Source organism: Aeromonas sp. INTO2 (genome assembly GCF_049860605.1).
GTDB classification, from domain to species: domain Bacteria; phylum Pseudomonadota; class Gammaproteobacteria; order Enterobacterales; family Aeromonadaceae; genus Aeromonas; species Aeromonas caviae.
In genome coordinates this window covers 2,757,585-2,784,202 of record NZ_CP187588.1, presented here as the reverse complement: position 1 = coordinate 2,784,202, position 26,618 = coordinate 2,757,585, and the positions used below count along the sequence as shown (strand labels likewise).

27 protein-coding genes and 1 pseudogene are annotated in these 26,618 nt (G+C 63.6%); 9 read left to right on the top strand and 19 right to left on the bottom strand.

What is annotated here, in order from left to right:
• Positions 1–148 precede the first annotated feature (148 nt).
• Both ACPW74_RS13050 and ACPW74_RS13045 read left to right on the top strand, forming a co-directional pair.
• Positions 149–583: an SRPBCC family protein gene (locus tag ACPW74_RS13050; RefSeq protein WP_425858173.1), complete on the top strand. Its 435-nt coding sequence runs from the start codon at positions 149–151 to the stop codon at positions 581–583.
• Positions 576–932, top strand: a complete 357-nt coding sequence (locus tag ACPW74_RS13045; RefSeq protein WP_039039886.1) for an RnfH family protein — start codon at positions 576–578, stop codon at positions 930–932. Before ACPW74_RS13050 ends, ACPW74_RS13045 begins: the two co-directional genes overlap by 8 nt.
• Positions 933–999: 67 nt before the next feature.
• Here the strand turns inward: ACPW74_RS13045 and ACPW74_RS13040 are convergent, their stop codons facing one another.
• From ACPW74_RS13040 to yiaY, 3 genes and pseudogenes are all read right to left on the bottom strand, one after another.
• On the bottom strand, positions 1,000–1,635 hold the full coding sequence (locus ACPW74_RS13040; protein WP_425858171.1) for an NAD-dependent epimerase/dehydratase family protein: 636 nt from the start codon (positions 1,633–1,635) through the stop codon (positions 1,000–1,002).
• A gap of 100 nt (positions 1,636–1,735) precedes the next feature.
• Positions 1,736–2,074, bottom strand: coding sequence for an outer membrane protein assembly factor BamE (locus tag ACPW74_RS13035; RefSeq protein WP_029314185.1), 339 nt, complete (start codon positions 2,072–2,074; stop codon positions 1,736–1,738).
• A 132-nt stretch (positions 2,075–2,206) separates the two neighbouring features.
• Positions 2,207–3,357 (bottom strand): annotated as a pseudogene (gene yiaY, locus ACPW74_RS13030) (L-threonine dehydrogenase).
• A gap of 392 nt (positions 3,358–3,749) precedes the next feature.
• Here yiaY and udp point away from each other — a divergent pair.
• The gene (gene udp, locus ACPW74_RS13025; RefSeq protein WP_010674037.1) at positions 3,750–4,505 is read left to right on the top strand and encodes a uridine phosphorylase; all 756 of its coding nucleotides are present in this window, start codon (positions 3,750–3,752) and stop codon (positions 4,503–4,505) included.
• Between the two features lie 121 nt (positions 4,506–4,626).
• On the opposite strand, the gene ACPW74_RS13020 is transcribed toward udp, so the two are convergent.
• Positions 4,627–5,391 carry an RluA family pseudouridine synthase gene (locus ACPW74_RS13020; RefSeq protein WP_161653435.1) on the bottom strand — a complete coding sequence of 255 codons (765 nt, stop codon included), beginning with the start codon at positions 5,389–5,391 and terminating at the stop codon, positions 4,627–4,629.
• Between the two features lie 161 nt (positions 5,392–5,552).
• Here ACPW74_RS13020 and rihA point away from each other — a divergent pair, with 161 nt between their 5' ends.
• Both rihA and ACPW74_RS13010 read left to right on the top strand, forming a co-directional pair.
• Positions 5,553–6,488 carry a pyrimidine-specific ribonucleoside hydrolase RihA gene (gene rihA / locus ACPW74_RS13015; RefSeq protein ID WP_048207269.1) on the top strand — a complete coding sequence of 312 codons (936 nt, stop codon included), beginning with the start codon at positions 5,553–5,555 and terminating at the stop codon, positions 6,486–6,488.
• A 29-nt stretch (positions 6,489–6,517) separates the two neighbouring features.
• A complete protein-coding gene (locus ACPW74_RS13010; protein WP_045525252.1) occupies positions 6,518–6,994 on the top strand; it encodes a hypothetical protein in 477 nt (158 codons plus the stop codon).
• A 96-nt stretch (positions 6,995–7,090) separates the two neighbouring features.
• Here ACPW74_RS13010 and ACPW74_RS13005 read toward each other — a convergent pair whose 3' ends face one another.
• The 3 genes from ACPW74_RS13005 to ACPW74_RS12995 form a co-directional block, all read right to left on the bottom strand.
• On the bottom strand, positions 7,091–7,387 hold the full coding sequence (locus tag ACPW74_RS13005) for a winged helix-turn-helix domain-containing protein (protein ID WP_039039881.1): 297 nt from the start codon (positions 7,385–7,387) through the stop codon (positions 7,091–7,093).
• The gene (locus tag ACPW74_RS13000) at positions 7,384–7,914 is read right to left on the bottom strand and encodes a DUF1523 family protein (RefSeq protein WP_039039880.1); all 531 of its coding nucleotides are present in this window, start codon (positions 7,912–7,914) and stop codon (positions 7,384–7,386) included. Before ACPW74_RS13000 ends, ACPW74_RS13005 begins: the two co-directional genes overlap by 4 nt.
• 177 nt (positions 7,915–8,091) lie before the next feature.
• Positions 8,092–9,714 (bottom strand): methyl-accepting chemotaxis protein, encoded by a 1,623-nt coding sequence (locus tag ACPW74_RS12995; protein ID WP_109112419.1) that lies wholly within the window; start codon positions 9,712–9,714, stop codon positions 8,092–8,094.
• Positions 9,715–9,878: 164 nt separating this feature from the next.
• Here ACPW74_RS12995 and ACPW74_RS12990 point away from each other — a divergent pair, with 164 nt between their 5' ends.
• Positions 9,879–10,511 carry a LysE family translocator gene (locus tag ACPW74_RS12990; RefSeq protein WP_113977937.1) on the top strand — a complete coding sequence of 211 codons (633 nt, stop codon included), beginning with the start codon at positions 9,879–9,881 and terminating at the stop codon, positions 10,509–10,511.
• Between the two features lie 126 nt (positions 10,512–10,637).
• On the opposite strand, the gene ACPW74_RS12985 is transcribed toward ACPW74_RS12990, so the two are convergent.
• The 7 genes from ACPW74_RS12985 to ACPW74_RS12955 all read right to left on the bottom strand — a co-directional run bounded on the left by ACPW74_RS12985 (position 10,638) and on the right by ACPW74_RS12955 (position 16,823).
• Positions 10,638–11,741, bottom strand: a complete 1,104-nt coding sequence (locus ACPW74_RS12985; protein ID WP_102948164.1) for a beta-N-acetylglucosaminidase domain-containing protein — start codon at positions 11,739–11,741, stop codon at positions 10,638–10,640.
• Between the two features lie 45 nt (positions 11,742–11,786).
• Positions 11,787–13,514 carry a potassium/proton antiporter gene (locus tag ACPW74_RS12980; RefSeq protein WP_010674047.1) on the bottom strand — a complete coding sequence of 576 codons (1,728 nt, stop codon included), beginning with the start codon at positions 13,512–13,514 and terminating at the stop codon, positions 11,787–11,789.
• Between the two features lie 268 nt (positions 13,515–13,782).
• Positions 13,783–13,929, bottom strand: a complete 147-nt coding sequence (locus tag ACPW74_RS12975) for a hypothetical protein (RefSeq protein WP_010674048.1) — start codon at positions 13,927–13,929, stop codon at positions 13,783–13,785.
• A complete protein-coding gene (locus tag ACPW74_RS12970; RefSeq protein ID WP_039039936.1) occupies positions 13,929–14,615 on the bottom strand; it encodes a M15 family metallopeptidase in 687 nt (228 codons plus the stop codon). The genes ACPW74_RS12975 and ACPW74_RS12970 overlap by 1 nt, the downstream gene beginning before the upstream one ends.
• Before the next feature lie 29 nt (positions 14,616–14,644).
• Positions 14,645–15,772 carry a succinyl-diaminopimelate desuccinylase gene (dapE, locus tag ACPW74_RS12965; RefSeq protein WP_113977938.1) on the bottom strand — a complete coding sequence of 376 codons (1,128 nt, stop codon included), beginning with the start codon at positions 15,770–15,772 and terminating at the stop codon, positions 14,645–14,647.
• Between the two features lie 22 nt (positions 15,773–15,794).
• Positions 15,795–16,145 (bottom strand): ArsC family reductase, encoded by a 351-nt coding sequence (locus ACPW74_RS12960; RefSeq protein WP_039039874.1) that lies wholly within the window; start codon positions 16,143–16,145, stop codon positions 15,795–15,797.
• A gap of 363 nt (positions 16,146–16,508) precedes the next feature.
• Positions 16,509–16,823, bottom strand: a complete 315-nt coding sequence (locus ACPW74_RS12955; RefSeq protein ID WP_010674057.1) for a hypothetical protein — start codon at positions 16,821–16,823, stop codon at positions 16,509–16,511.
• 285 nt (positions 16,824–17,108) lie between these two features.
• Between ACPW74_RS12955 and dcuC the strand changes: the two genes are divergently transcribed.
• Together dcuC and ACPW74_RS12945 are read left to right on the top strand one after the other, a co-directional pair.
• Entirely contained in the window at positions 17,109–18,485 is a 1,377-nt protein-coding gene (gene dcuC, locus ACPW74_RS12950; RefSeq protein WP_113977940.1) for a C4-dicarboxylate transporter DcuC, read from the top strand.
• A gap of 137 nt (positions 18,486–18,622) precedes the next feature.
• Positions 18,623–19,762: a M20 family metallopeptidase gene (locus tag ACPW74_RS12945; RefSeq protein ID WP_113977942.1), complete on the top strand. Its 1,140-nt coding sequence runs from the start codon at positions 18,623–18,625 to the stop codon at positions 19,760–19,762.
• Positions 19,763–19,832: 70 nt separating this feature from the next.
• On the opposite strand, the gene ACPW74_RS12940 is transcribed toward ACPW74_RS12945, so the two are convergent.
• The 3 genes from ACPW74_RS12940 to asnS all read right to left on the bottom strand — a co-directional run bounded on the left by ACPW74_RS12940 (position 19,833) and on the right by asnS (position 23,711).
• On the bottom strand, positions 19,833–20,489 hold the full coding sequence (locus ACPW74_RS12940; protein WP_113977943.1) for a hypothetical protein: 657 nt from the start codon (positions 20,487–20,489) through the stop codon (positions 19,833–19,835).
• Between the two features lie 126 nt (positions 20,490–20,615).
• On the bottom strand, positions 20,616–21,959 hold the full coding sequence (locus tag ACPW74_RS12935; RefSeq protein WP_041215561.1) for an anaerobic C4-dicarboxylate transporter: 1,344 nt from the start codon (positions 21,957–21,959) through the stop codon (positions 20,616–20,618).
• 351 nt (positions 21,960–22,310) lie between these two features.
• Positions 22,311–23,711, bottom strand: coding sequence for an asparagine--tRNA ligase (gene asnS / locus ACPW74_RS12930; RefSeq protein ID WP_039039869.1), 1,401 nt, complete (start codon positions 23,709–23,711; stop codon positions 22,311–22,313).
• Positions 23,712–23,951: 240 nt separating this feature from the next.
• Here asnS and ACPW74_RS12925 point away from each other — a divergent pair, with 240 nt between their 5' ends.
• Positions 23,952–24,254 carry a hypothetical protein gene (locus tag ACPW74_RS12925; protein ID WP_010674063.1) on the top strand — a complete coding sequence of 101 codons (303 nt, stop codon included), beginning with the start codon at positions 23,952–23,954 and terminating at the stop codon, positions 24,252–24,254.
• On the opposite strand, the gene ACPW74_RS12920 is transcribed toward ACPW74_RS12925, so the two are convergent.
• Entirely contained in the window at positions 24,242–25,063 is an 822-nt protein-coding gene (locus tag ACPW74_RS12920; protein WP_039039868.1) for a HAMP domain-containing protein, read from the bottom strand. The genes ACPW74_RS12925 and ACPW74_RS12920 overlap by 13 nt on opposite strands.
• 135 nt (positions 25,064–25,198) lie before the next feature.
• Positions 25,199–26,473: an adenosylmethionine--8-amino-7-oxononanoate transaminase gene (gene bioA / locus ACPW74_RS12915; protein ID WP_113977945.1), complete on the bottom strand. Its 1,275-nt coding sequence runs from the start codon at positions 26,471–26,473 to the stop codon at positions 25,199–25,201.
• Positions 26,474–26,618 lie beyond the last annotated feature (145 nt).

The following is a 26,618-nucleotide window of genomic DNA, read 5'->3' as shown; positions in this document are numbered from 1 at the left end:
ATGACGATTTTGAGGGAAGGGCGGGGCGAGAGCGGACCACACTGGCCGGAAAGTGTGCGATTGCCCTGCTTGGTGACCCGCGAACAGTTTCGGCGGTGATTTTGGCTGACAAGGTGATAAAATCGGGCCGATTGGATGAGGAAAACCCATGCCCCGTATTACTCGCAGTGCCCTGGTGATGTTCAGCGCGGAACAGATGTTCCGGCTGGTCAATGATGTTGATGCCTATCCTGAGTTCCTGCCCGGCTGTGTCGGCAGCCGTGTTCACGAGTCGCGTGAAGACTACATGATGGCCTCGGTCGATGTGGCCAAGGCGGGTATCGCCAAGACCTTTACCACGCGCAACCAGCTCGATGCCAATCGCACCATCAAGATGGAGCTGGTGGAGGGGCCTTTCAGCAAGCTGGCGGGATGGTGGACCTTCACACCCCTGGACGTGGATGCCTGCAAGGTGGAGTTCGATCTCGACTTCGAGTTCACCTCCAAGCTCATTGAGCTGGCCTTTGGCCAGATCTTCCGCGAGCTGGTGAGCTCCATGGTGCTTGCCTTCTCCAATCGTGCCAAGGTGGTTTACGGTGTCTGAGCTCCTCAATATCGAAGTGGCCTATGCCCTGCCCGAGCGGCAGACGGTGCTGTGCATCCGGGTCGCGCCCGAGACCAGCGTGCTGGCGGCCATCGAACAGTCCGGCATCCTGCAAAAGCACCCGGAGATCGACCTGTCGGTCAACAAGTTCGGTATCTACAGCCGTCCGGTGAAGGGCACAGAGTCGGTGCAGGAGGGGGATCGCATCGAGATCTACCGCCCTCTCATCGCCGACCCCAAGGAGATGCGCAAGAAGCGGGCGGAAAAAGCCAAGGAAGAGGGGCGTGCCGATGTGGTCACCGGCGGGCGGCCCGATGTGCACCGCAAGCGAGACGATGCCGGCACCTGACGGGTGATGGGTTGTGACAAGGGGCGCCGTGGCGCCCCTTTGTGATCGTCTCGCCCGGCACGGGGCATCACAGGGTGAGCAGGCGCTCGTTTTCCACCGTCTCTATCCCGCTCTCCTGGATGGCAAGGCGCGCCATGGCGTGCGCCACCTGACTGGCCTCGATGGCACGCCAGCGGCGCAGCGACCCGAGCAGCAGGGGCTTTACCAGCGGATAGATGGCCTGGATGATCTGCTCCGAACGGCGCGCAGGTTCGCGATGGCCGAGCAGCATGGCCGGGCGCAGGATGACGAGCCGCTGCCACTCCTGAGCCAGCAGGGCCTGCTCCATCTCGCCCTTGGTGCGGGGATAGAGGGCAGGGGAACCCGGGTTGGCGCCCAGACTGGAGACCACCAGCAGGCGGCGGCAGCCGTGGCAACGGGCGAGCGCGGCAACGGCCAGCACATAGTCGAAATCGACCCGGCGAAAGGCCTCGGCCGAGCCGGCATCCTTGCGGGTGGTGCCTAGGCAGCAGAAGGCAATGTCCACAGGGGAGGGCAGCGTCAATCTGTCCAGCGCGTCGAACGAGGTGGGCAGCCAGGTGCGTCCCGGAGCGGGGTCGCCCGGTTTGCGGCAGAGCAGGAGGAGGTCGTGCTCCGTCCCCAGCTCGCGCAGCAAGGCTTTGCCAATCAGACCGGTGGCGCCGGCAATCAGGAATCGACTCATGATGATCTCCTCGGGGCAATGAGGTATCCAGAGTGTGGCCTGGCGACATCACCGGGGCCAGAGAGAACAAAACCGGCAGAAGCCGGTTTTGTAATGTCATCTAGAGCGGTGTGGTGAAGGCGGCAGGGAGAGGGAAATCACCGGTCACGGTGGCCAGTCTGTCACCCACGAAGTTGAGGGTCAGCTCCTTGCGCTCCTTGTCGCCCCGACCGGGCTGGAACTCATAGAGGTAGTACCAGGTGTTGGGGTCAAAGCTGTCGCGCAACATGGGAGAACCCAGCACGAACTCGACCTGTTCGCGGGTCATGCCCTGGCGCAGCTTGTCGACCTGCTTTTGTTCCACATAGTTGCCCTGGGGAATATCGATGCGATAGACCAGGCTGCAACCGGACAGGGTGAGGGCGGTCAGGGCCGCGGCAATCAGGTGTTTCATCCGCATATCGGGTTCAGATCATCCATACAGTCTTTTTAGCTCGGCAAATCATACCCACTCCCCGTGCGGAAGTAAAAAGCCATTGATCCATCAGCCAATAAAAAGGACCGCGTGGCGGCCCTGGCAGATCTTGCCCCCTTACATGGCGGCGCGGAAGATGGCGACGATCTCCGCGTGAGTCGCCTGCCTGGGGTTGGTGAGACCACAGGCATCCTTGAGCGCATTGTTGGCCAGCACGTCGAGGTCGTCGGCCCTGACCCCGAGCTGCTCCAGACCGGCGGGGATCTTGACGTCGCGAGCCAGTTGCCGGATGGCGTCAATGGCTGCCGCCGCACCCTGCTCATCGCTCATGGCGCTCACATCCACCCCCATATGACGGGCCACATCCTTGAGCCGGCCGGCGCACACCCGGGCGTTGTAGGCCTGGACATGGGGCAGCAGCACCGCATTGCACACCCCGTGGGGCAGGTCGTAGAAGCCCCCGAGCTGGTGAGCCATGGCGTGCACATAGCCCAGGCTTGCGTTGTTGAAGGCCATGCCGGCCAGGAACTGGGCATAGGCCATCTGCTCACGGGCATGGAGATCCTCCCCCTGATGCACGGCGGTGCGAAGGTGTTCGGCAATCAGTGCGATGGCCATCACGGCGCTGGCATCGGTGACCGGGGTGGCGGCGGTGGAGACATAGGCCTCGATGGCGTGGGTCAGGGCATCCATGCCGGTGGCGGCGGTGAGGCCGGCGGGCTTGGCCAGCATCAGTTCCGGGTCGTTGACCGACATCAGCGGCGTGACGTGCTTGTCGATGATGGCCATTTTCACCTGACGGGATTCGTCGGTAATGATGCAAAAACGGGTCATCTCGGAGGCGGTGCCGGCGGTGGTATTGATGGCGATGAGCGGCAACTGCGGCTTGGCGGAGCGATCCACCCCCTCGTAATCCTTGATGCTGCCCCCATTGGCGGCCACCAGGGCGATGCCCTTGGCGCAGTCGTGGGTGAGCCGCCGCCGAGCGAAATGACGCAGTCGCAGCCGTGGGCCCGGATCATCGCAAGACCCGCCTCGACGTTGGCCACGGTGGGATTGGGTCTGGTCTCGTCGAACACCACGGCGTCGATGCCGTGCTCGGCCAGGAGGGCGGCGAGCCGGCCCACCACGCCAATCTGGCCCAGGATCTTGTCGGTGACGATGAGCGCCTTGCGATAGCCATGTCCTTGGATATCCGCTGCCGCTTCCTGCAGGCAGCCCGCCCCCATCAGGTTGATTGCGGGAATGTAGAACTTGAATGTCGCCATGATGGACTCCGTATGATTAGCCATTAAGTGGTATGCGGGCGCCAACATAACAGCGTCGGAGGGGATGAGAAGGGGTCAATGGTATCTCGTTTGCAACTTTGTGGACTCGATCGCGCTCTTTAAATGGACGGTCGCTCAAGGCTTGACAAGGGATGGGAGAGCAAAAGGAGCGTAAAAACGTTTTTCAAGAAATTCATCATCTTAGCAAACGTTTCGCGCCATTTTTGTCAGCTTTGAAGCGCAGAAGTGTGAGGCGCATCAAGGAATTGGAAAGCGCTTTCGACCATAGTTGGCGCCTCCCCGGATGAGGGGACACCGGCTTGAAAGTACCGTAAAGAATCACCTTAACTGCACTCGGCTGCCATGCGGCGGGGCGCAACCAGGAGTCCACTATGTCTGATGTATTTCACTTGGGTTTGAAAAAAGCGGATCTGCAAGGCGCCACCCTGGCGATCGTCCCCGGTGACCCCGAGCGCGTGAAGCGCATCGCAGAGCTGTTGGACAACCCGGTGCACCTGGCCAGCCATCGTGAATTCACCACCTGGCGCGGCGAGATGGACGGCAAGGCCGTGATCATCTGCTCCACCGGTATCGGTGGCCCGTCCACCTCCATCGCGGTGGAAGAGCTGGCCCAGCTGGGTATCCGTACCTTCCTGCGCATCGGCACCACCGGCGCCATCCAGCCGCACCTGAACGTGGGCGACGTGATCGTCACCACCGGCTCCGTGCGCCTCGACGGTGCCAGCCTGCACTTCGCGCCGATGGAGTTCCCGGCAGTGGCCGACTTTGACTGCACCACCGCCCTGGTGAATACAGCCAAGGAGCTGGGCTCCAAGCTGCATGTGGGCGTCACTGCTTCTTCTGACACCTTCTACCCGGGTCAGGAGCGTTACGACACCGTATCCGGTCGCGTGGTACAACGTTTCCAGGGTTCCATGAAAGAGTGGCAAGCCATGGGCGTGCTGAACTACGAGATGGAGTCCGCGACCCTGCTGACCATGTGTACCAGCCAGGGCCTGCGTGCGGGCATGGTGGCCGGTGTCATCGTGAACCGTACCCAGCAGGAAATCCCGAACGCCGAAACCATGGCGAAAACCGAATCTGATGCCATCAAGATCGTGCTGGGCGCCGCCCGCAAGCTGATCTGATAGCCCTCTTTGTAACAAAGAGTACCGAGTGGGGGGTGGGGGCCGTTGCGAAAGCGCGGCCCCTATCTTTATCCGCCGTTTGCCCCTTTTGCCTTCCTGACCCTGCTTTCCCCCTTCTTCGTTACCCCTGTTGCACCGTCATGGCCGCCAGTGCCTGCGCAAAGGGCGCTTCACAGCAGATCTGTACCGCTTCGCCGCTCACCGGGTGCACAAAACCGAGTTCACTGGCGTGCAGCATCAGTCTGGGGGCTCGTTCGCAGCCGGGCGGGAGCAGGCCGCCATAGAGATCGCATCCCAGGATGGGATGGCCCAGCCACTGGCTGTGGATGCGCAGCTGGTGGGTGCGCCCGGTTTCCGGTACCAGCCTGACCCGGGTCAATGGCACCGGCTGGCCTGCCCCCTCCAGGGTGAGCCGCTCCATCACCCGATAGCGTGAGCGGGCGGGTTTGCCGCTGGCGGCGCAGATGCTCATCAGCGGGAACAGCGCCGGATCCTTGGCGATGGATGCGTCGATGACGCCCTCATCCACCGCCAGATGGCCGCAGAGCAGTGCCTCGTAAGCCTTGCTCACGGTGCGCTGGCTGAACTGGTGGCAGAGCAGGGCGTTGATGCTCTTGCTTTTGGCCACCACCATGACGCCCGAGGTGCCAAAGTCGAGGCGGTGCACCAGGGTGCAGCCGGGGTAATCCTGTACCAGCCGGTAATGGACCGAATCGAGGTTCTGCGGGTTCTTGCCCGAGAGGCTCAGCAGGCCGCTCGGCTTGTTGATGAGCAGCAGATGCGCATCCTCAAACAGGATCTCGATGGTGGCGGCGCAGGGCGGGGCGATGAAGGTGTCGACGATGACGGACATGGGGCAGCCGGACGATGAAGGGGGAGGGATCATACCCGAACGATTGCGGCGCGGCGAATCTGGATGTCCGCTCCCAAGGCCTGTCGCCAAGTACTTGATCTCGTTGGTTGAGGCGTTTTGTGACTCCCTCCTGAGTTCATCTGGCCATCTCTTGCTAAGGTATGGCTCCCTGTCATGTTGTAAGGAGTCTGTCCATGGCGTTGCCCGTTATTCTCGATTGCGATCCCGGCCACGATGATGCCATCGCCCTCATTCTGGCGCTGGCGAGCCCCGAGCTGAAGGTGCTGGCGGTCACCACCAGCGCGGGCAACCAGACCCCGGACAAGACTCTCAACAATGCCCTGCGCATCCTGACCCTGCTCGGCCGCGACGACATCCCGGTGGCGGCGGGGGCAGCCAAGCCCCTGGCCCGTGAGCTCATCATCGCCGACAACGTCCACGGCGAATCGGGGCTGGACGGCCCAGAACTGCCGGATCCCGCCTTTGCTCCCCGGGCGATGAGCGCCCTTGAATTGATGGCAAGGTGTCTGCGCGAGAGCCCGGAGCCGGTCACCCTGGTGCCGACCGGGCCGCTCACCAACATTGCCCTCTTGCTGGCGGCCTACCCCGAGCTCAAGCAGAAGATCGCCCGCATTGTGCTGATGGGGGGCGCCGCCGGTGCGGGCAACTGGACCCCCGCGGCGGAATTCAATATTTATGTGGATCCCGAAGCGGCCGATATGGTCTTCAAGTCGGGGCTGCCCATCACCATGTGCGGGCTGGACGTGACCCACGAGGCCCAGGTGATGGACGAGGATATCGAGCGGGTACGCGCCATTCCCAACCCGGTGGCGCAGTGCGTGGCACAGCTGCTCGACTTTTTCATGATCTATCATCGGGATCCCAAGTGGGGATTTGCTGGCGCGCCGCTCCATGACCCCTGTACCATCGCCTGGCTGCTGGCGCCCTCCCTGTTTCACGGGGTGGAGTGCCGGGTCGATATCGAAACCGGCGGAACCCATACCCTGGGGATGACGGTGGTGGATCGCTACGACCTGACCGGCAAACCGGCCAATGCCCTGGTGCTGCTGGGGCTCGACAGAGTCGGTTTCATCGAGTTGCTGGTGCAGCGACTGCGCTCATTTGGTTGACATCCTGGACATCGGATAAGGGGTTGGGAATGTGGAAAGGGACGTTGGCGCTGCTGACATGCATGCAACTGACGGGTTGCGCGACCCCGTTCGAGAAGATGTGGCAGGGGCTGGCGACCTGCGAGCTGGACACCCTTCATCTCGACATCGAGACCGGGCGCCCGGCCAATCCGCAGCTCGCCATGTATACCCCTGACAAGGTGAGCGAGGGCTTTGCCTGGTACAAGGTCCATCAGGAGTTGCACGGCCTGCCCATCGTCGGTTTCCTGGTGCCGGCCTCCACCTTCGAGGTACATGCCCTCTTCGTGGATACCCCCATCGCCAATGCCCGCAGGCTGACACATAACGCCTATGGCAGCGAATTTTCCGACGAGAGGCTGCATGACGAGGGGATGGCCCCCCTGTTGCTGCGCGACCCCAACAATCCCAAGCGCTCCATCATCGACTGCACCCGGGGTGAGTCGGCGGAGCCGCTGCCGGAAGCGTCTTTCGGCGAAGGGGAGTGAGCCCGGGGGAGGGCAACGGGATATCAGGCCAGACAAGAAAGGGGCCAGCCGCAAGGCTGGCCCCTTCTCTATGGGAGCAGACCCGGGTCCGGGGTGTCAGGGATACCCCAGGGTCTGCCTGATGACGGGAAGCTGCGCAGCAATCCAGGCCGGATTGATGGGCCCCCAGTCGCTGATGCGGTAGTGCCCCTGCAGATGGCGAGCCCCCTCGGTCTGCTCGAAGGCGCACTGGATGTCGAGCTCCGCCAGGGCGCTGAGGGTGTCCTGGGCGGTGCGGCGCGGCATGCCGGTCGCCTCCATGATGGCGGGCACGGTGTCCGTGCCCTGACTGATGAGGTGAGCCACGTAGAGCCGGCGATAGAAGCTGGTGCGGGTCTTGCTCGGCTCGCTCATATCTCGTCCTCGAGGCGATCGAAGTAGCGCCAGGTGGCGATGGCCGCCTTGCCCATCACCAGGGCCCAGACACCGAACCAGAACCAGCGGAAGAAGCTCCAGGTGGAGGCATCGGGCTCGGTGCTCGCGATCTTGGTGACGTTGGGGAACATGGAGAACATGTTCACGCGCCAGCCGTAGGAGGTGATGATGGCCAGGCGTTTTTCGAACTCCATGGACTTGGCCTTGGCCTGGACGTCGGCGGCGTTGAACTTGAAGTAGAAGGGCCAGCCCCATTCGGTGTCTTCATTGCGAAACACCCGGATCTTCTCGCCGGGGCGCTCGGTGTAGATGTAATAGACGTCGGTGGTGGGGCCGTCAGCCGGGTTCTTCTGGCTGATGGGGCCATCCTTGTCGGTGCGCTTCACCTCCACCCCGGTGATGGTGGCGATGGTGTGTTCCGGCAGATAGAAATCGAGCCAGAGTGCGGAGAGCAGGGCGATGAGGCCGAGCGTGATAAAAGCGGGTTTCTTGAACTTCAGGCTCATGATGATCTCTCGATGAGGGGGAGTGACGTGCCTCTACCATACCCACATTTGCGAATGCAGCCCAGCCCCCAATGACACCTTGATGGCAAAAACCCGTTTTAAACAGGAGGCGTGAAGGGGAGGGGCAAGTGCGGGGCCAGCGCCGGGCCCCGCGGTATCGAAGAGATCCTCGCAGTATCAGAGCTGGAACTGGGCGAGCTGCCTGCGCTGCTGCTCGGCGAGCTGTGACAGTTCGTGACTGGCGGCGGCACTCTGGCTGATGCCGGCAGCGTTCTGGTTCACGATCTCGTGGATGTTGGTGAGGTTGCGGCTGATGTCGGCGGTGACGCAGGATTGTTGTTCTGCCGCGGTCGCCACCTGGGCGTTGGCACCGTTGATCTGGTTGACCGCGTCAGTGATGCCCCCCAGCAAGGCCTGTACCTCGGCGGAGAGCTGCCGGTTGTGGCCGAGGATCTCCAGGGTCTGCTGCACGCCGCTGTTGGCGGAGAGGGACTGGCTCTGCAACTGCTCGATGATGGCCTGGATCTCCTTGGTGGAGTCCTGGGTACGGGCAGCCAGCAGGCGCACTTCGTCGGCCACCACCGCAAAGCCGCGGCCGCTTTCACCGGCGCGGGCCGCCTCGATGGCGGCGTTGAGGGCCAGCAGGTTGGTCTGCTCCGAAATGCTCTGAATGACTTCGATCACCTTGCCGATCTGCTCGGACTGGGACTTGAGCCTGGCCACCACAGTCGCGGCGTTCTCCAGACTGCCCGCCATGCGGCCGTTGGCCTCGATGCTTTCGGCAAACAGGGCCAGCCCCTGCTCGACCCGACTGTTGGCATCCCGGGCCAGCTCGTCGGCCAGGGCGGCGTTGTGGTTGACGTTGTCGGCGGTGCTGGCCAGCTCGGTGACGGCGGAGGCCACCTGTTCGGTCTCACCCCGCTGCTGCTGGGCGTTGACCTCTGCCTGGGTCATCACAGCGGCAAGCTCGGTGGCGGCGGAGGCCACATTGCCGCTGATGCCGGTCAGGGTCTGGATGGTGTTGGCAAGCTGGCTCAGGGTCCGGTTGATATCCCTGGCGAGCTGGCCCAGCTCGTTGTTGCCTTCGGCATTGGCACGCACGTTGAAGCGGCCGAGGGCGACGGCGTGCATCACCTCCTGCAACTGGCCGATGGGCTGCACGATGCGCCCGGAGATCCACCAGCCACCCAGCAGGGCCGCGATCAGGGTGCCCCCCATCAGCAGCAGGGTGCGCAGCAGGGTCGCGCGGTCGTGGGCCTGCTCCTCGGCAATCTCAGTCTGGGTCAGCTGATTGATGTGGACGGACATGGCATCGATCTGCTTGATGAGCGCCTCCCCCAGATCGCGAAAGTGCAGGCGGGCCTGCTCATAGGCGGCGGGATCGCCACTGCCTTGGTACTTGGCGGTCAGCAGGGGCAGCATGCTGCTGCGGGTATGGCCGAGGTAGGCCTGCAGGGCGGCCGCGACCTGACGGTTGTCCTGCTCGGCACCGGTGACAACCAGTCTGGTCAGGATGGCGCCAATCTCCTGTTCGGCGGCGGAGAGCTGGGCCGGCAACTGGGCGAAGAGGGCCTCATCGTAGAGGCCGTAGATGGCGTTGGTGCGCAGCCGGTAGGTGGCGTGGATCAGGGCCGCAATGTCGTCCTTGTGGCGGGTGACGCTGGCGGTGGTTTCATTCATGTCCTGAATGGCACCGTCGATTTCCTGTTTGCTGATCACGGCCATCAGCAGCATCAACAGGCTGGCGAGCAGGAGAGGGATAAGCACTTGAAGACGAATGGACAGATTATTCAATGACATGAAAGATCCTAACCCGAAAGAGGAGTGAGGCGGTATCTTACACAGACGCGACAATCCTTGTCACAGGGTTTTTAATGCTGAATTCTTGCTGAATGAAAAGGTTTTTCTTGTGTTAAAAGAGTGTGATAGGCAAGATCGTCTGCTTGTTACCCTGGAGGTGTAGTGTGTCCGACTGGATTGATCCCGCCATCTTGGCGCTCTTTATTCCCACGTTCTTTTTTGTCTCAGTAACCCCCGGTATGTGCATGACCCTGGCGATGACCCTGGGCATGAGTCTGGGGGTGCGCCGTACCCTGCCCATGATGTGGGGGGAGCTTGTCGGCGTCGGCCTGGTCTCCGTGCTGTCGGTGGTCGGGGTGGCGGCAGTCATGCTCAACTACCCGGCCCTGTTCTCAGCATTCAAATATGTAGGTGGCGCCTACCTGGTCTGGCTTGGCATCCAGATGTGGCAGGCCAAGGGCAAGATGGCCATCCCGGCGGATCTCTCGGCGGGCCAGCAGACCAGCTCCATGGGGCTGGCCGTGCAGGGGTTCGTGACCGCCATCGCCAACCCTAAGGGGTGGGCCTTCATGGTCTCCCTGCTGCCCCCCTTCATCAATGCGGCCAAGCCGATGGCACCCCAGATAGGGGCCCTGGTCGCGCTCATCCTGGTCATCGAGTTCTCCTGCCTGATGCTCTATGCCAGCGGTGGCCGCACCTTGCGCCATTTCCTCGCCAAGAGCGGGAATGTCACTCTGATGAACCGGATCGCGGGCTCTCTCATGCTGTTTGTCGGGGTCTGGCTGGCCTTCGGCTAAACACCCGCTCCATCTGCCGCCCTATGTGACGCCATGGGGCACCTGAAGAGAGATCATGCAAAAAGGCCACCTCCCTGCCCGGGAGGTGGCCTTTTACATGGGCCCGTTTTTCATGGACTCATGGGGTCAGTCGGTCAGGCAGTCCGGATCGAACACGTATTCCCCGGCCAGCCAGCGCAGGATCTCGTTCACGCAGGCCTGATCCTGGAACGGCAGGTAGCGGCTCTTGAGGTGGATGACCTGCTCGGGGGTGAGCTGGGCCAGACCGATGTCCTGGAAGAGCGGCAGGTCGGCCTGGATCATGGCGGAGATCTGCGGCCCGCAGGTGGCGTTGAGAGAGGCGTGCAGCGCCTTGTCAGGATCGTACTGCTTGCCGAGCTTGTAGCTCATGGGCAGGGTGGCGAGCGGCAGGGCCGAGAGGGCCGCCTGCTTCATGGGATTGACCGCATGGCCGCTCACGAGATCCGCCAGCTCTGCCGGACGGTTTTCGAAGGCGCGCAGGTGCAGGAAGCTGCTCGCCTTGCTGCCGTCATTGACCGGATAGTTGTCCCACAGGAAGGGCTTGCGATGGAGCCAGTCGGCGGCCTGTTTGAGGTGGGCAGCCGGATACTCGGTGGAGCAGACTTTGGGGCCGGTCCAGAAGACATCGATGCGCTTGTCGAGCCCCTGACCCAGATCCTGCAGATAGTGGGGGGGCATGGCACCGAACACCTTCTCCAGCACGGGATCCGTGCTGTAGTAGCTGGGGCAGAACAGCAGGCGGCCTGCGTCGGTGTGGGCCGCGATGTCGTGGGCGATGGTGAGCTGCCAGTGGGCGAGATCCGGGGTGTCCCCCTTCATGTCGTCAAACAGGATCGCCAGGATATCGGGCTTGAGCGCCTCCTCGATGAGCCTCACCTTCTCCAGCAGGGCGGGTCGCTGGCGGGCATAGTCGTGATGGGCTCCCATGGGGCTCAGGCCCACCCCGAAGGCCAGACCGTTCTCCCGGCACTGGCGGGCGAGCTGGCACAGGGCTTCAAGCTGGTCGGCGGGCCAGGGTGTGGCCCAGTGCTTGCGCAGGTAGCCGTCTTCCTTGGGGGCGTAGAGGTAGAAGCCATAGCCGTGGCGGGGCAGCCACTGGGCGTAGCGGGCACGGGCTTCCCAGCTCCAGCCCTTGCCAAAGAAACCCTCGATGAGGCCCAGCTTGGGCGAGGGAGGATACAGACCGGACAACAGGGTTTGATAAGGCATGGTTCACTCCCTTCTCACACAAATGCGGGCTACGATGGCCGGCGCCTAGACGGGGTCTTCTTCCAGGAAGCGCACCCCTATCTTGCGGGGTTCACCCTCTTCCATTTCCGCCACCGTCCAGAGCAGTCCCTGCCAGGCGACATGGTCACCGACCACCAGATTATCGCCCAACTGATGGGCAATAAAATCGCCGAGGCTCTGATCCGCCACCTCGCTCACATCCAGCCCGTAGAGCGGGGCGAGATCCACCAGCCTGGCGTTGGCCTCCAGCAGGAAGTCACCGAAGAAGCGCGGGCCCAGATCCTGCTCCGGCGCCTGGCTGAAGAGCTGACCGAGGGCGGGCAGGTCGTGCTCGTGGCCGATGACGCACAGGATGTCATCGGATTGCAGGCAGGTACTGCCCGAGGGATGGAGCAGCTCCTGGCCGCGGAACAGGGCGCAGATGCGGGTGCCCTGGGGCATGCGCAGCTCCCGCAAGGGCGAACCGATGCACCACTTCTCGGCGCTCAGGCGATAGACGAAGGTCTCCCACTGGCTGTCGAGATCGATTTCCAGCCCAGAGCGGTTGATGGGAGAGGGCGGGGCGGGCACCTCCACTCGCGCCAGCTTTGATGCCAGCGGCAGCGAGCTGCCCTGCAGGATGAGCGAAACCAGCACCACGAAGAAGGCGACATTGAAGTAGAGCTGGGCATTGGGCAGCCCCGCCATCATGGGGAAGACCGCCAGGATGATGGGCACGGCGCCGCGCAGCCCCACCCAGGAGATGAACCAGCGCTCGCGGGGCGCGAAGTTCTTGAACGGCAGCAGGCCAATCCAGACCGACACCGGACGGGCAAACAGGATCATCCACATGGCCAGGGCCAGCGCCGGCAGGGCGATGGGCAGCAGCTTGTGCGGCGAGGCGAGCAGCCCCAGCACCAGGAACATGCCGATCTGGCTGAGCCAGGTCAGGCCGTCCAGCACGGAGAGGGTGGTGCTGCGGCTGCGCAGGGAGAGGTTGCCGAGCAGCAGGCCGGTGAGGTAGATGGCCAGGATGCCGCTGCCCCCCACCGCCGTGGTGAGGGCGAAGATGAGCAGGCCGCCGCTCACCGTGAGCAGGGGGTAGAGACCGGGGGCGAGCTTGGCACTGTTGATGAGCTTCCACAGCAGCCAGCCCCCGGCAAGGCCGATGCCAGCGCCCAGCCCGAACTGCTTGACGAGTTGCAACAGCAGGAAGCCAGCATCCAGCCCCTGCTGGGCGGTGGCCAGCACCTCGATCAGGGTGACGGTGAGAAAGACCGCCATGGGGTCGTTGCTGCCCGACTCTATCTCCAGGGTGGCGCTGACCCGCTCGTTGAGGCTGCGCCCGCCGAGCAGGGAGAAGACCGCCGCCGCATCGGTGGAGCCGACGATGGCACCGATGAGCATCCCCTGCATCAGGTTGAGGTCGAACAGCCAGGCGGCGGCGAGGCCCGTGAGGCCGGTGGTGATGGCCACCCCGACCGTGGCCAGCGAGAGCGCGGGCCAGAGCGCGACCCGAAAGGAGGAGACCCGGGTGCGCATGCCGCCGTCCAGCAGAATGATGGCCAGTGCCAGGTTGCCCACCAGGTAGGCGACCGAGTAGTCGGCGAAGTGGATGCCGCCGGGACCATCCTCACCCGCCAGCATGCCGACGGCGAGGAAGATGACCAGGATGGGGATGCCGACTCTGGAGGAGAGCGCGCTCAACAGGACACTGGCGCCCACCAACAGGGCACCGATGAAGAAGAAACTGTTGACGGTGGTGGCATCCAATGGCGAACTCCTTATGGCGGGCTGCAAAACAGGCACATTATATGCAGATTGACCCCCTTTGTGTGGCTTAATTGTGCATTGTTTTGCAGTTTTTTACGTTTGTTGCGCAGTTTTCAAGCAGGGCGAAGGCGAAGTGACCGCGCGGGAAAGCGAAGGGAAAGGGGGCAGTGGATGGGGCTTTCAGGGCCGGCTCAGGGGGCGGCAGAGGGCGGAAAAATGCCGTGGTCGGGAAGGGGGCAGGAGCGCCGAGGGGCTCCTGCGAGGAGGGTCAGTCGTCCTCGTCGTCCTTGACCTCCCGGATCTTGTCCTTGTACTTGGGCAGCTGTTTCTCGAGCTGCTTCATGTCCTTGATGGCGTTGAGAAACAGGCCGAGCAAAAACAGCAGCGGCAAGCCTATCCATAACCACAAGCTCATCAGAATCTCCTTTCGTGGTGTGCCGGGGTGACATAGCGGGCCAGGATCTCGTCGAGATGAGCCAGGATGCACTCCTTGCCTTCAATATCCGCCCGTTCCAGACAAAGCGCCAGCGCCGCCGGATCCAGGGCCAGCCCGTCGGATTCGGGCGCGAAGCTCAGGTGCCAGGGCTCGTAGGCCACCCCCTGATCCGGTTGCTCCCCTTTTGCATAGGGCAGGAAGAAGCCGAAGTCGTTCATGTGATCGTCCAGCCACTCGCGCAAATCGGCAAACCAGCCGCCCGCCTCGTACTCCCAGGGTTCCAGCGCGAGCCGGGTGCCGGCGGGCAGGCAGTCCGGATCGTAGATGTCGAGATCCGTGCCCCAGTGATGGCGGCTGGTGCCGGGCAGGGCACTCCAGTGCAGGATGGCGTGCAGTCGCTCGGTCTCGCCCAGTTGCAGGGCATCGAGGGGCTGGTTGTTCGCATCCAGCAGAGGGCGCTCCCCGCGCCATTTGCCGTTCCAGATGGCGAGCTGGCGCTCGAAGCCGCGCCAGCTGGAGGCCGCCTGCAGGTTGAAACCGGCATGGGCGGCAGCCACCTGCATGTCGTTGAAGGCCGCCGCGGTGGCGGCGGTCAGACGATGGGGGCCGCGCCCCACCAGGATGAGGTGGCTCTCATCCAGCCCAAGCAGTTGATCCTGATTCATGGTCTGGTCTCTCTTGTCCGGAGCGCCGCTCATGCCAGCAGTCGTGCCAGCACCCCTTGGTACATGTCCGCCAGCAGATCCAGATCGTCCGCCTTCACGCACTCGTTCACCTTGTGGATGGTGGCGTTGACCGGGCCGAGCTCGATGACTTCCGCCCCGGTGGGAGCGATGAAGCGCCCATCGGACGTGCCCCCCGTGGTGAGCAGGGCCGGCTGCTGGCCGTTCACTGCCGCCACGGCGGCGACGGTGGCTTCCAGCAGGGCGCCGGTGTCCGTCAGGAAGGGCTGGCCGGAGAGGGTCCACTTCAGCTCGAAGTCCAGGCCGTGACGGGTCAGCAGCGCCTCGACCCGCTCGCGGATAGCCGCATCGGTGAGCTCGGTGCTGAAGCGGAAGTTGAACTGGACCTGCAACTCCCCCGGAATGACGTTGGAGGCGCCGGTGCCGCCCTGGATGTTGGCGATCTGGAAGCTGGTGGGGGGGAAGTAGGCGTTGCCCTTGTCCCACTCGATGGCGGCGAGCTCCGCCAGCGCCGGGGCCGCCTTGTGGATAGGGTTGTCCGCCAGATGGGGGTAGGCGACGTGGCCCTGCACCCCGCGCACCAGCAGATCACCGGTGATGGAGCCGCGACGGCCGTTCTTCACCACGTCCCCGACCTGGGCGGTGGAGGAGGGTTCGCCGACGATGCACCAGCGGATCTTCTCGTTGCGTGCCTCCAGGGTGTCGATGACGCGCACCGTGCCGTTGATGAAGGGCCCCTCTTCATCCGAGGTGATGAGAAACGCGATGGAGCCCTTGTGGTCCGGGTGCTCGGCCACGAAGCGCTCGGTCGCCACCACCATGGCGGCCAGAGACCCCTTCATGTCGGCGGCGCCCCGGCCATGGAGCATGCCGTCCTTGATGGTCGGCTCGAATGGCGGGGTGTCCCACTTCTCCAGGGGGCCGGCGGGTACCACGTCGGTGTGGCCGGCGAAGCAGAAGAGGGGACCCTCGCTGCTACGGCGTGCCCAGAGGTTGGTGGTGTCCTCGAAGACCATGGGTTCGATGACGAACCCCAGGCGCGCGAGGCGCTCCGCCATCAGGGTCTGGCACCCTTCATCCAGGGGGGTCACGGAGGGGCGGCTGATCAGATCCTTGGCCAGTGTGATGACGTCCGACATCGGTGTTCCTTAACAGAAAAAGTTAACGGGAGAAGAGGGATTGATAGAGGTCTGCCTTGAAGCCCAGGGTCAGGGTGCCGTCCTGGTCCAGCAGCGGGCGCTTGATCATGGCCGGGTGGGCCAGCAGCAGGTCACGGGCCTTGGCGGTGTCGAGCCCCTGTTTTTCTGCTTCCGGCAGGGCGCGGAAGGTGGTGCCACGGGTGTTGAGCAGGGCTTCCCAGCCCAGCTTGGCGAGCCAGAGATCGAGCTGCTCCGGGCTCAGACCGTCGGCGCGGTGATCGTGAAAGCGGTAATCGATACCCGCCTCCTCCAGCCACTTGCGGGCCTTCTTGATGGTGTCGCAGTTCTTGATGCCATAGAGGGTGGTGGCCATGGGGGATCCTTTGTCTGCGGGCCTGCGGCCCTGAAATCGTGCAAGGGCCCGATTCTGGCATTGTGGCCCCCCCATGGCAACGCTCATGGCCGGATGGGCTGGTTTTACCAGTCAGGCCGAATGGAGAAGGGAGGGAGCCGCGCGCCAGCACACGCTGGTCTGGGACGGGATGCGCTGCGGTATCAAAGGGGGAGACCGGGGGCAGGAGGCCCTTATGCTGCACGCCTGGCCGGATAGGACGACAGGGGGCAGGGCGCCTCACAGGGACACACACCTGGCCTGGGGCCGGGGAAGAAACGGTGGGGGCCAAAAACCAGAACGCGCCTGCTGGTATGGGCGCGTTCCGGATTCAGGGGGCGGCACTCAGTGCAGGGTGGTCCACTCGTGATCGAAGACCCGTGCCCGCTCCCAGGGGGCATCCGGCAGGCTGGAGGAGAGGCCGGCGTATTTGCCCACGTCATCCATCACGATGGCGGAGAGAATGGGCAGGTGATTTTCGGTGCAATACATGCGGATGCGTTGCAGCAGGGTGCGCAGTTCATCCTGGCACTGCTCCAGCCCGGCCTGCCTGGCCAGTTTGGAGTAACGAATGGTGGTGCGTTCCTTTGCAGACTCGACGAGGATGTCCCACAGCTTGCAGTCGCAGGTCGGGGTGCCTGCGGTGGCTTGGTTTGTCATAACTCTCTCCGGTGCGAAATGGTCGCTCTGTGTCGACGGGCATCTTGGCCAGTTCACCCCGGCGGGATGTTGATCCAACGCAAACAAAGTGGCGGTTGTCGGTCAGGGATACCCTGGGGAGCATTCTAGATCCAGTTTCGTGATGTTAAATGTCGTTTTTAGTTTTATTTTTGGAGTAAAAATCTACAACCGTTTGCTTTTTCCATCTTTATTGATGGTGATCAAGAGGAAAGGGGAGATCCCCCACTAGATTGCGCCTCTCGATAATCTTGTCAGGAGTGCACATTGGAACTCGTCTTCGTCTTGCTCGTGCTGATCGCCGTGGTCTACGGCATCATCAAGGATTACAACCCGCAGGCGGTGCTGGCGCTGGCGGGCATGGCCCTCTTCACCGTCGCCTACTGGCTGGGATTGCACCCCATACTGCCCGCCGACAAGAGCACCGGCTTCGCCCTGTTCGATCTGTTTGAGGTGTTCAAGGGGATCTTCTCCTACCGGGCGGCCGGGCTCGGCCTCACCATCATGGCGGTGGCCGGCTTTGCCACCTACATGTCCCACATCGGCGCCTCCCAGGCCCTGGTGCGGGTGGCGGTCAAGCCGGTGGCGGGCATCCAGTCCAGCTACCTGATGCTGGCCATCTGCTACCTGGTGGCGGTCTTCGTCTCCCTGTTCGTCACCTCTGCCACCGGCCTCGGCCTGCTGTTGATGGTCACCATGTACCCTGTGATGCGCAACCTCGGCATCAGCCCGGCTTCCTCCTGCGGCGTCATCGCCACCTCCCAGGCGTTCGAAATCGGCCCGACCCAGACCAACGCCATCTTCTCCGCCGGTCAATCCGGCATGGATCCCACCAGCTATTTCGTTGACTACCAGATCTGGCTGGTGGCTCCCATGTTGCTGGTGACCATGGTGCTGCACTTCTTCTGGCAGCGGCACTGTGACCGCCAGGAGGGCTGGGATCCGGCCCTGCATCGCGGCGAACACGCGGAGCTTGACGAAAAAGGGGCAGATGAGGTGGCCGCGCCAACCTGGTACGGCCTGCTGCCCATCATCCCCTTCGTGCTGATGATGACCTTCTCCAAGCTGCTGGTGACCACCATCAGCGTCAGTGTGGAGGTGGCCATGCTGCTGTCGGTCTTTATCGGCATGCTGTGCGAGCTGCTGCGCACCCGCTCGGTGCGCACCGCCTTCGCGGGGCTGTCCAGCTTCCTCGACGGCATGGGCAAGGTGTTCGGCCCCGTGGTGGCGCTGATCGTCTGTGCCGAGCTCTTCGCCGAATCCCTCAAGGCCATCGGCGCCATCGACACCCTGCTGCACTCTGCCAGCAATGCCGGCATCGGCAGCGGCCTGATGACCCTGGTGATGGTGGGGCTCATCATGGTGGCGGCGGTCATCATGGGCTCGGGCAACGCGGCCTTCCTCAGTTTCTCCTCCCTGGCCCCCGCCGTGGCGGCCAAGTTTGGCGTGCCGGCGGTGACCATGCTGCTGCCGATGCAGCTCGCCTCCAGCATTGGCCGCACCGTCTCCCCCATCGCGGCGGTGCTCATCGCCTGTGCGGGCATCGCCAAGGTCTCTCCCTTCGTGGTGGTCAAGCGCACCAGCGTGCCCATGGCGGGGGCCCTGGTGACGGCGCTGCTCCTCAACTATCTGCTGTTCATGTAAAGGCTCTGGTGTAGAGGCGGCGGCCAGTCGATCCACGCTGGCCGACCGCCGTTGACGAGGCGGCGCCGAGTGCCCGCCCACTCTTATCGTTGCAAAAACAGTCTGTCTTTTACGCAGATTGTTCCATGGAGAAGACAATGAACGATCTCAAGCGCCCGTTCTCCCTCGATACCTATCTGGCGGATCTGGCCCCGCTCATCAACCTCGACTGCGGCACCCGCACCCCGGCCGGGGTGGCCCGGGTCGCCGACATCATGACGGAGAAATATGAGGCCATCGGCTGGCAGGTGACCCGCCACCAGTTCGCCGCCGAGTGCGGCCCTTGCCTGGAGGCAACCAATGCCCCGGGGGCGGAGCACTACGATGTCATGCTGGTGGGCCACATGGACACCGTCTTTCCCGAGGGGACGGCGGCCAAACGCCCGCTGAAAGTCGAAGGCAATCAGGCCTTTGGCCCCGGCGTCTCGGACATGAAGAGCGGCCTGCTCTCTACCTGGTATGCCTTGAAAGAGCTGGACCCGGCCGTGCTGGCCAGGCTCAAGGTGCTGGTCTGCTGCAACTGCGACGAGGAGATTGGCTCTCCCTGGTCCAAAGATTGGCTGGTGGAGCGGGCCAGACAGAGCGGCTGCGTGCTGGTGGCCGAAGCGGCGCGCCCGAGCGGGGATCTCATCAGCGCCCGCAAGGGCAATGCCAAGTACCGCATCACCTTCCACGGCAAGGCCTCCCATGCGGGCTCGGCCCTGGCACAAGGGATCTCCGCCATCACGGAGCTGGCCCACTGGGTGCTTGCCATCAACGAACAGGTCAACATGGAGACCGGCACCACCATGAACGTGGGGGTGGTGCAGGGGGGCACCGGCGTCAACGTGGTGCCCGACTTTGCCGAGGCGATCGTGGATTTGCGCTTCTGGCGCAACGAAGAGGCGCAGACGGTGCACGACCGGCTCACCTTCATGGCCAACAACCCCTTCCTCGCCGGTTGCCGGGTCGAGGTGGCGCGCCAGAGCTTCAAGCCCGCGATGCGCCCGAGCGGTGACACCGAGGCCCTGATGGCACTGGTGGAGGCGGCAGGCAGGGAGGAGGGCGTCCCCTTCACCTGGCTGGAGGCCGGTGGCGGCTCCGATGCCAACTTCACCGCGGCGGCCGGGGTGCCGTCCCTCGATGGCTTCGGCCCCATGGGGGGCGGCTTCCACTCGGAGGCGGAATTCCTGCTGCTAGACAGCATCGAACCGCGCATCCGCCTGCTTAAGCGGGTGCTGGGCAAGCTGGCCAAATAGGTCAACGTTAAGGACAAGCAAAACGGGAGGCCAACGCCTCCCGTTTTGCTTGTGTCGCCCTCGTGAGACGTCATTCCTCGTCCTCCAGCAGATAGGCGAGGTGCTCCTGGCGCGCCGCCTGCCAGTGGCCGAGCGTCAGCGGCGCCGCAAACCCGGGGCCGTCGGTCACCATGGTGTGGTATTCCCCCTGCTCGCCGCAGGCATCGAAGCCATCCCGATCCGCCAGTTGCTGCAGATCGCTGAGGGTGCCAGCATCGAGCCGGCGCCCCACCCACTCGGGGGCCAGTACCCGGGTATCGACGCAGGAGAGGTGGGCGACGATGCCGCGGGCCAGCATGTCCGCCAGCAACGCCTCGCGGGGTTGTTGCCAGAGCGGGGTGTGAACGGTGAGCCCCAGGGGGCGACAGCGCTCGCGGATCCAGTTCGGCGCGCCCCCCACGCTGTCGATGTCGCCGGTGACGACCCCATCGAGTTGCCACTCCTCTTTCAATGTCGCCAGGGCCCGCTCATAACCGAGATCGAACGGCGCTTCGATGGTGACCAGCCGATGGGGCAGTACGAGGGCCGCCGCCTGACGGCGAACCTGTGACAGGGGATGGGCGAGAAAGCGGGGCGCTGGCGGGGCAAAGGTGATCAGGGCCACCACCTGATGGCCCGCTTCCCGGGCGTGGCAGAGGGCCTGCATGGCATCTTTGCCGCCGCTCCAGAGCAGGATGACGCGAGACATGGGGGATTTCCGCAAAGAAAAGAGGGGTCATGCTACCCAGAGTGGGGGGCGATGGCAAAGCGCGGGTCGGAGATGCGGGGATAAAAAAGCGGCTCCCACGGGGGAGCCGCTCGCACTGGATGCCTGTTACAGCAGGATGCTGGTCAGGATGAAGCCCAGGGTACAGGAGGTCACCACCCCGATGAGGCCCGGAATGATGAAACTGTGGTTGATGATGAACTTGCCAATGCGGGTGGTGCCGGAGCGGTCGAAGCCGATGCAGGCGAGATCGCTCGGGTAGGTCGGCAGCACGAAGTAGCCGTAGCTCGCCGGCAGGAAGGCGATGAGCAGTTTGGGTTCGACCCCCAGCGCCAGCCCCATGGGGGCGATGGCGGTGAGCGCCGCGGCCTGGCTGTTCACCAGCTTGGAGATGAGGAAGAGCACCAGGGCGTAGGTCCAGGGCTGGGCCTGTACCACGTGGGCCAGGGTCTCCTTGAGCAGCGGCATGTGGGCCTGGAAGAAGGTTTCGCTCATCCAGGCGACCCCGAACACGGAGAAGATGGCGACCATGCCCGCCTTGAAGACGGCGCCGTTGGCGATCTCCCCCGGCTTGACCTTGCAGCGCATCAGGATGATGGCGCCGGCGATCAGCATCATCATCTGGATCACCAGGTTCATGGAGAGGGGGCCTGTCTTCTCCTTGATGGTGAAGACGGGGCGCAGCGCCTCATCGGCCCCCAGCAGCACCACGGCAGCGATGGCGGCGAAGAAGATCCAGGTGGACCAGTAGGCCTCTTTCGGGAACTTGGTGTTGAGCAGGGTTTCACCACCGCCGTAGATGAAGTCCCGCTGGGCAGGGTCCTTGATCTTGGCCTGGAACTCCTCGTCCTTGTCCAGATCCTTGCCGCGGCGCAGGCTCCACAGGGCCGCCATCATGACACCCATGAGAGAGGAGGGGATGGCCACCATCAGGATGTCGAGCAGACCGTAGGCCTGACCCACGCCGTGAGCCGCCGCCAGGATGGAGACCATGGAGACCACGGCCACCGAGACCGGCGAGGCGCAGATGGCCATCTGGGAGGCAACGGACGCCACTGCCATGGGGCGCTCCGGGCGGATGTTCTTCTGCAGCGCGATGTCGGCGATGATGGGGAACATGGTGTAGACCACGTGGCCGGTGCCGCACAGGAAGGTGAGGGTCCAGGTCGTGAGCGGCGCCAGCAGGGTGATGTACTGGGGGTGGCGGCGCAGCAGACGCTCGGCCACCTGCATCATCAGGTTGAGACCGCCGGCGGTCTGCAGGGTGGCGGCGCAGCCAATGACCGCCAGTATGGTCAGCATCACTTGCACCGGCGGCTCGCCCGGCACCAGACCGAAGACGAAAGTCAGCAGGAACAGACCGATACCGCTGATAAGACCCAGCCCCATGCCCCCGAAGCGGGTACCCAGCAGCAAGCAGCCGAGTACCACCAAAAATTCCATCAAGATCATTCCATTACCTCGTGTGTTTTATCCATGTCCCCATCGGCCAGCTGCCCGGGATCCGCTGTCATTAATTACCCCTGAAGGGTTAATGGATATTTTGTCACCCCTAAAGGGGTAAAAAATTGCGTTGCTTCAACAACCGGCTTTTTTCCGATTTAAGTGCATAAAAACTACGGTTCAGCCCTTGAACAGGGGGCCGCTTCCTGGCCCACACCAGATAAATGACGGGAAAGATGGGGAGATCACAGGGTTTGGAATGCAAAAGGCGGGAATGACACGTGCGGGAAGAGCGAGGCGGGCATAAAAAAAGCCGACCCCGGGGGTCGGCTTTTGCACGGTGCGAGTGGGCGGGTCGCCTTAGAACTCGGCGGTGCGGGGAGTACGGGGGAAGGGGATCACGTCGCGCACGTTGCCCATGCCGGTCACGTAGACCACCAGGCGTTCGAAGCCCAGACCGAAGCCGGAGTGCGGCACGGTGCCGTAGCGACGCAGATCGCGGTACCACCAGTAGTCTTCCTTGTTCAGGCCCATCTCGGCCAGACGGGCATCCAGCACCTCGAGACGCTCTTCACGCTGGGAGCCGCCGATGATCTCGCCGATCCCCGGAGCCAGTACGTCCATGGCGGCAACGGTCTTGCCGTCGTCGTTGAGGCGCATGTAGAAGGCCTTGATGTCTTTCGGGTAGTTCTTCACCACCACCGGGGACTTGAAGTGCTCCTCGGCCAGGTAGCGCTCGTGCTCGGAGGAGAGATCGATGCCCCAGGAGACCGGGAACTCGAAGCTCTTGCCGCAGTTTTGCAGCACGTCGATGGCGTCGGTGTAGTCAATCTGGGCGAAGTCGGAGGCGACGAAGCGCTCCAGACGGCCGATGGCGTCCTTGTCCACGTGCTGGGCGAAGAACTCCAGATCGTCGCGGCGCTCGGTCAGCACGGCGTTGAAGACGTACTTCAGCATGGCTTCGGCCAGGGCGGCGTTGTCTTCCAGATCGGCGAAGGCCACTTCCGGCTCCACCATCCAGAACTCGGCCAGGTGGCGGCTGGTGTTGGAGTTTTCGGCGCGGAAGGTCGGGCCGAAGGTGTAGACCTTGGACAGGGCGCAGGCGTAGGTTTCGACGTTCAGCTGGCCGGACACGGTCAGGAAGGTCTCCTTGCCGAAGAAGTCCTTGTCGTAGTCCACCTTGCCTTCGGGGGTGCGCGGCAGGTTTTCCATGTCCAGGGTGGAGACGCGGAACATCTCGCCGGCCCCTTCAGTGTCGGAGGCGGTGATGAGGGGCGCCGCGATCCAGAGGTAGCCCTGTTCGTGGAAGAAGCGGTGAATGGCCTGGGAGAGGCAGTTGCGCACCCGGGTCACGGCACCGACGATGTTGGTGCGGGCACGCAGGTGGCCCTGCTCGCGCAGGTACTCGATGCTGTGGCGCTTGGCAGACATGGGGTAGGTGTCCGGATCTTCGACCCAGCCCACCACCTTGACCTCGGTGGCCTGCAGTTCGAACGCCTGGCCGCTGCCCTGGGACTCGACCACGGTGCCGGTCACTTCGACGGAGCAAGCTGTGGTCAGACGTTGCACTTCATTCTCGTAATTGGCCAGGGTATTGGGGGCGACGGCCTGCACCGGATGGAAGCAGGAGCCATCGGAAACGGCCAAAAATGAGATCCCCGCCTTGGAATCGCGGCGGGTCCGGATCCACCCTTTCACAGTCAGGGTGGTGCCGACCGAATACTTACCGGCCAGCACATCAACTACGGATGCGTGCGTCATCGAAATATTGTCTCCAGCTTGTTCTTGCAGCGCTATTTGCAACACTAGGGGTCTGGCCCGGGCGCAGTTGGCCCACCATGGCAGACTAAGCCGTTCATCTTACCCGCGCAGGTTTGATAAACAAGCAAAAATGTCGGACCCTTGCGGGGATTTCCCCATGCATCGTGCATGGATCATGGCGGCTGGACGGGGGTGAGGGTGAAGGAGCGCAGGCGGGGGCCGGATGGCTGGATACGGGTGTTGCAGGGGCTGGTGATCCTCTGCTGGGGCGGCTTTGTCGCCCTGCTCTCCCTCTATCACTTCGCCCGGCCAGAGGTGGCTTACGGCTTTCTGGTCTATGGGGGCGTCAAGGTGCGCCAGAGCTGGGACCCCCTGCTCACCCCCTGGCTGGAGCGCGGGCTCTGGGGTTGCTGCCTGCTGACCCTAGTGGTGCTGGTGCTGGCCCGTGGCCGCAGCCGTCGGCAGGAAGATGCCCGCCACGTCAATCTCTTCATCCTGCTGCTGATCCTGGTGGCCTGCCTGCTGCTTTACTACCGGGGCTGAGGGCCGTCGCCGTCATCCTTCCCCTGAGAGGCGGGGCGCTTGCCTATCTGGCGCTCCACGCTGTCGAGCATCTGGTTGTAGGCGAGCGCCACCCGGCCAATCTCGTCCCCTTCATCCCCCTCCAGCCTGTGGCCGAAGTCGTTGCGATCGGTGGCCTCCTCCATGGAGCGGGTCAGCTGGTTGAGGGGGCGGACTATCCAGGTGCGGATGACCCAGAGGGTGAGCAGGAGTCCCAGCCCGAAGATGAGGGTGAGGCTCAGGGCCGAGGTGAGGATGTTCTGCTCCACCCGGGTAAACAGGGTGTCGAGGGAGTAGTCAAAACGCACCGCCCCCAGCACGGTGTTTTCCGGCACCTGGTGGCAACTGGTGCAGTCGGTACCGCGAAAATCCTTTCTGGCCAGCAGCGGGCGGGTCACCACCAGCCGGCTGTGCATGCCGTCATGCTCTACCTCCAGGCTCCCCTTGCCCGCCAGCGCCAGGGCATCAAACCTGTCCTTCGGGGCTTCGTCGTCACGGCCCGGCCCGTACTGCTTGTTGACCGCCGCCCCGCGCACGATGCGGGCATCTTCCACGTGGGCGTGATCGAGAAACTTGGCGCGCAGGGTGTCGCGGGCGTCCATCTTGCCGGTCAGCATCAGCATGTTGAGGCCGTCGAAGTAGGCCTCGGTCTGCTCGCGGCTCTGTTCCTTGATGAGGGTCAGGATGAGGTCACGCTCGCGCACCGCCTGATAGGCCGCGGAAAACACCAACACCATGGAGAAGATGAAGAGCAGGAAGAAGTTGATCTTGGCAGCAATGGAGAGGCGCATGGGACTGGTACATCTGTTGGGTAAAACCCGCGCAGTCTACTCTCCTCGCCGGACGGGTTTTGGTGTCTTGCTCACATTCTGATGAAAAAGCGCCAAAAGGCCCTGCGTTCTCATGCAGGGCCCGTTCAGCCGGACTCAATATTCGCCGCTGGTGATGGCCTCGTGGATGGCGCCGGTCAATACCCGCAGCTCTTCAGGGGTGATGACGAAGGGGGGCATCAGGTAGATGAGCTTGCCAAAGGGACGGATCCAGGCGCCCAGCTCCACGAACTTGCGCTGGATGCGCGCCACGTCCACCCGCTCCTTCATCTCCACCACCCCGATGGCGCCGAGCACCCGCACATCCGCCACCGCCCGGTGCAGGGTCAGCTCCACCAGTTCGGTTTTGAGTTGGTGTTCGATGGCTTGCACCCGCGCCTGCCACGGGGAGGCGAGCAGCAACTCGATGGAGGCGTTGGCTACCGCACATGCCAATGGATTGCCCATGAAGGTGGGGCCGTGCATGAAGACGCCCGCCTTTCCGTCACACACGGTGCGAGCCACATGCTCTGTAGTGAGCGTGGCCGACAGCGTCAGGTAGCCGCCGGTGAGCGCCTTGCCCAGGCACATGATGTCGGGGCTGATCCCCGCCCAGTCGCAGGCAAAGAGCTGGCCGGTGCGGCCAAAGCCGGTGGCGATTTCATCTGCTATGAGCAGCACGCCGAACTCGTCGCACAGGGCGCGCACCCACTGCAGGTAGCGGGGGTGGTAGAAGCGCATGCCGCCGGCCCCCTGGACGATGGGTTCGAGCACGATGGCGGCAATTTCCTCGTGATGATCCGCCACCAGGGTGGCCAGCTCCACCACGCTCTGCTCGTCCCACTGGGCGTGGAAGCGGCAGCTTGGCGCTTCGACGAAATGGTGCTCGGGCAGGAAGCCCTGGTAGAGCTCGTGCATGCCGCCATCGGGATCGCACACGCTCATGGCGCCGAAGGTGTCGCCGTGATAGCCGCCCCGAAGGGCAACGAATTTGGCGCGGGGCGTCCCTTTGGCATGCCAGTACTGCTGGGCCATCTTGAGGGCCACCTCCACCGCCACCGAGCCGGAATCCGCCAGAAAGACCCGATCCAGCCCCTTCGGGGTGATTTCCACCAGTTTGCGGCAGAGCTCGACCGCCGGGGCATGGGTCAGGCCGCCAAACATCACGTGGGACATCTTGCCGAGCTGGGCGGTGGCGGCCGCGTCCAGTTCCGGCACCTGATAGCCGTGAACGCAGGCCCACCAGGAGCTCATGCCATCCACCAGCTCGCGCCCGTCCGTCAGGGTGAGGGTTACCCCTTTGGCGCTGGCCACTTCATAGCAGGGCAGGGGATGGGTGAGGGAGGTATAGGGGTGCCAGACGTGGTGCAGGTCGAATTCTTGGTTGGTCATTTAATGTTCTGTTGTCAATTGATTTGATCTGGTCGGTGTTGACAGTCTACGCGTGCTCTCTACACTAGCCAACAATTTCAGCCACTTGGCTTCGCGCACGCCCTGGCGTCGCGCTGTCCAGCTGGCGGGTCTTGCGGCGAACGCT

Coding starts and splice junctions, on each gene's coding strand:
- ACPW74_RS12975 (WP_010674048.1), bottom strand. CDS start 13,929: ATGAGCTTGTGGTTATGGATAGGCTTGCCGCTGCTGTTTTTGCTCGGC.
- ACPW74_RS13035 (WP_029314185.1), bottom strand. CDS start 2,074: ATGCGGATGAAACACCTGATTGCCGCGGCCCTGACCGCCCTCACCCTG.
- ACPW74_RS12935 (WP_041215561.1), bottom strand. CDS start 21,959: ATGATCTTGATGGAATTTTTGGTGGTACTCGGCTGCTTGCTGCTGGGT.
- ACPW74_RS12920 (WP_039039868.1), bottom strand. CDS start 25,063: ATGCGCCTCTCCATTGCTGCCAAGATCAACTTCTTCCTGCTCTTCATC.
- ACPW74_RS12985 (WP_102948164.1), bottom strand. CDS start 11,741: ATGCCTTATCAAACCCTGTTGTCCGGTCTGTATCCTCCCTCGCCCAAG.
- ACPW74_RS13020 (WP_161653435.1), bottom strand. CDS start 5,391: ATGATCCCTCCCCCTTCATCGTCCGGCTGCCCCATGTCCGTCATCGTC.
- udp (WP_010674037.1), top strand. CDS start 3,750: ATGTCTGATGTATTTCACTTGGGTTTGAAAAAAGCGGATCTGCAAGGC.
- ACPW74_RS12955 (WP_010674057.1), bottom strand. CDS start 16,823: ATGACAAACCAAGCCACCGCAGGCACCCCGACCTGCGACTGCAAGCTG.
- asnS (WP_039039869.1), bottom strand. CDS start 23,711: ATGACGCACGCATCCGTAGTTGATGTGCTGGCCGGTAAGTATTCGGTC.
- ACPW74_RS12940 (WP_113977943.1), bottom strand. CDS start 20,489: ATGTCTCGCGTCATCCTGCTCTGGAGCGGCGGCAAAGATGCCATGCAG.
- ACPW74_RS13050 (WP_425858173.1), top strand. CDS start 149: ATGCCCCGTATTACTCGCAGTGCCCTGGTGATGTTCAGCGCGGAACAG.
- ACPW74_RS13040 (WP_425858171.1), bottom strand. CDS start 1,635: ATGAGTCGATTCCTGATTGCCGGCGCCACCGGTCTGATTGGCAAAGCC.
- ACPW74_RS12995 (WP_109112419.1), bottom strand. CDS start 9,714: ATGTCATTGAATAATCTGTCCATTCGTCTTCAAGTGCTTATCCCTCTC.
- ACPW74_RS12945 (WP_113977942.1), top strand. CDS start 18,623: ATGAACGATCTCAAGCGCCCGTTCTCCCTCGATACCTATCTGGCGGAT.
- dapE (WP_113977938.1), bottom strand. CDS start 15,772: ATGTCGGACGTCATCACACTGGCCAAGGATCTGATCAGCCGCCCCTCC.
- ACPW74_RS13005 (WP_039039881.1), bottom strand. CDS start 7,387: ATGAGCGAGCCGAGCAAGACCCGCACCAGCTTCTATCGCCGGCTCTAC.
- ACPW74_RS13010 (WP_045525252.1), top strand. CDS start 6,518: ATGTGGAAAGGGACGTTGGCGCTGCTGACATGCATGCAACTGACGGGT.
- ACPW74_RS12970 (WP_039039936.1), bottom strand. CDS start 14,615: ATGAATCAGGATCAACTGCTTGGGCTGGATGAGAGCCACCTCATCCTG.
- bioA (WP_113977945.1), bottom strand. CDS start 26,473: ATGACCAACCAAGAATTCGACCTGCACCACGTCTGGCACCCCTATACC.
- ACPW74_RS13000 (WP_039039880.1), bottom strand. CDS start 7,914: ATGAGCCTGAAGTTCAAGAAACCCGCTTTTATCACGCTCGGCCTCATC.
- ACPW74_RS12960 (WP_039039874.1), bottom strand. CDS start 16,145: ATGGCCACCACCCTCTATGGCATCAAGAACTGCGACACCATCAAGAAG.
- rihA (WP_048207269.1), top strand. CDS start 5,553: ATGGCGTTGCCCGTTATTCTCGATTGCGATCCCGGCCACGATGATGCC.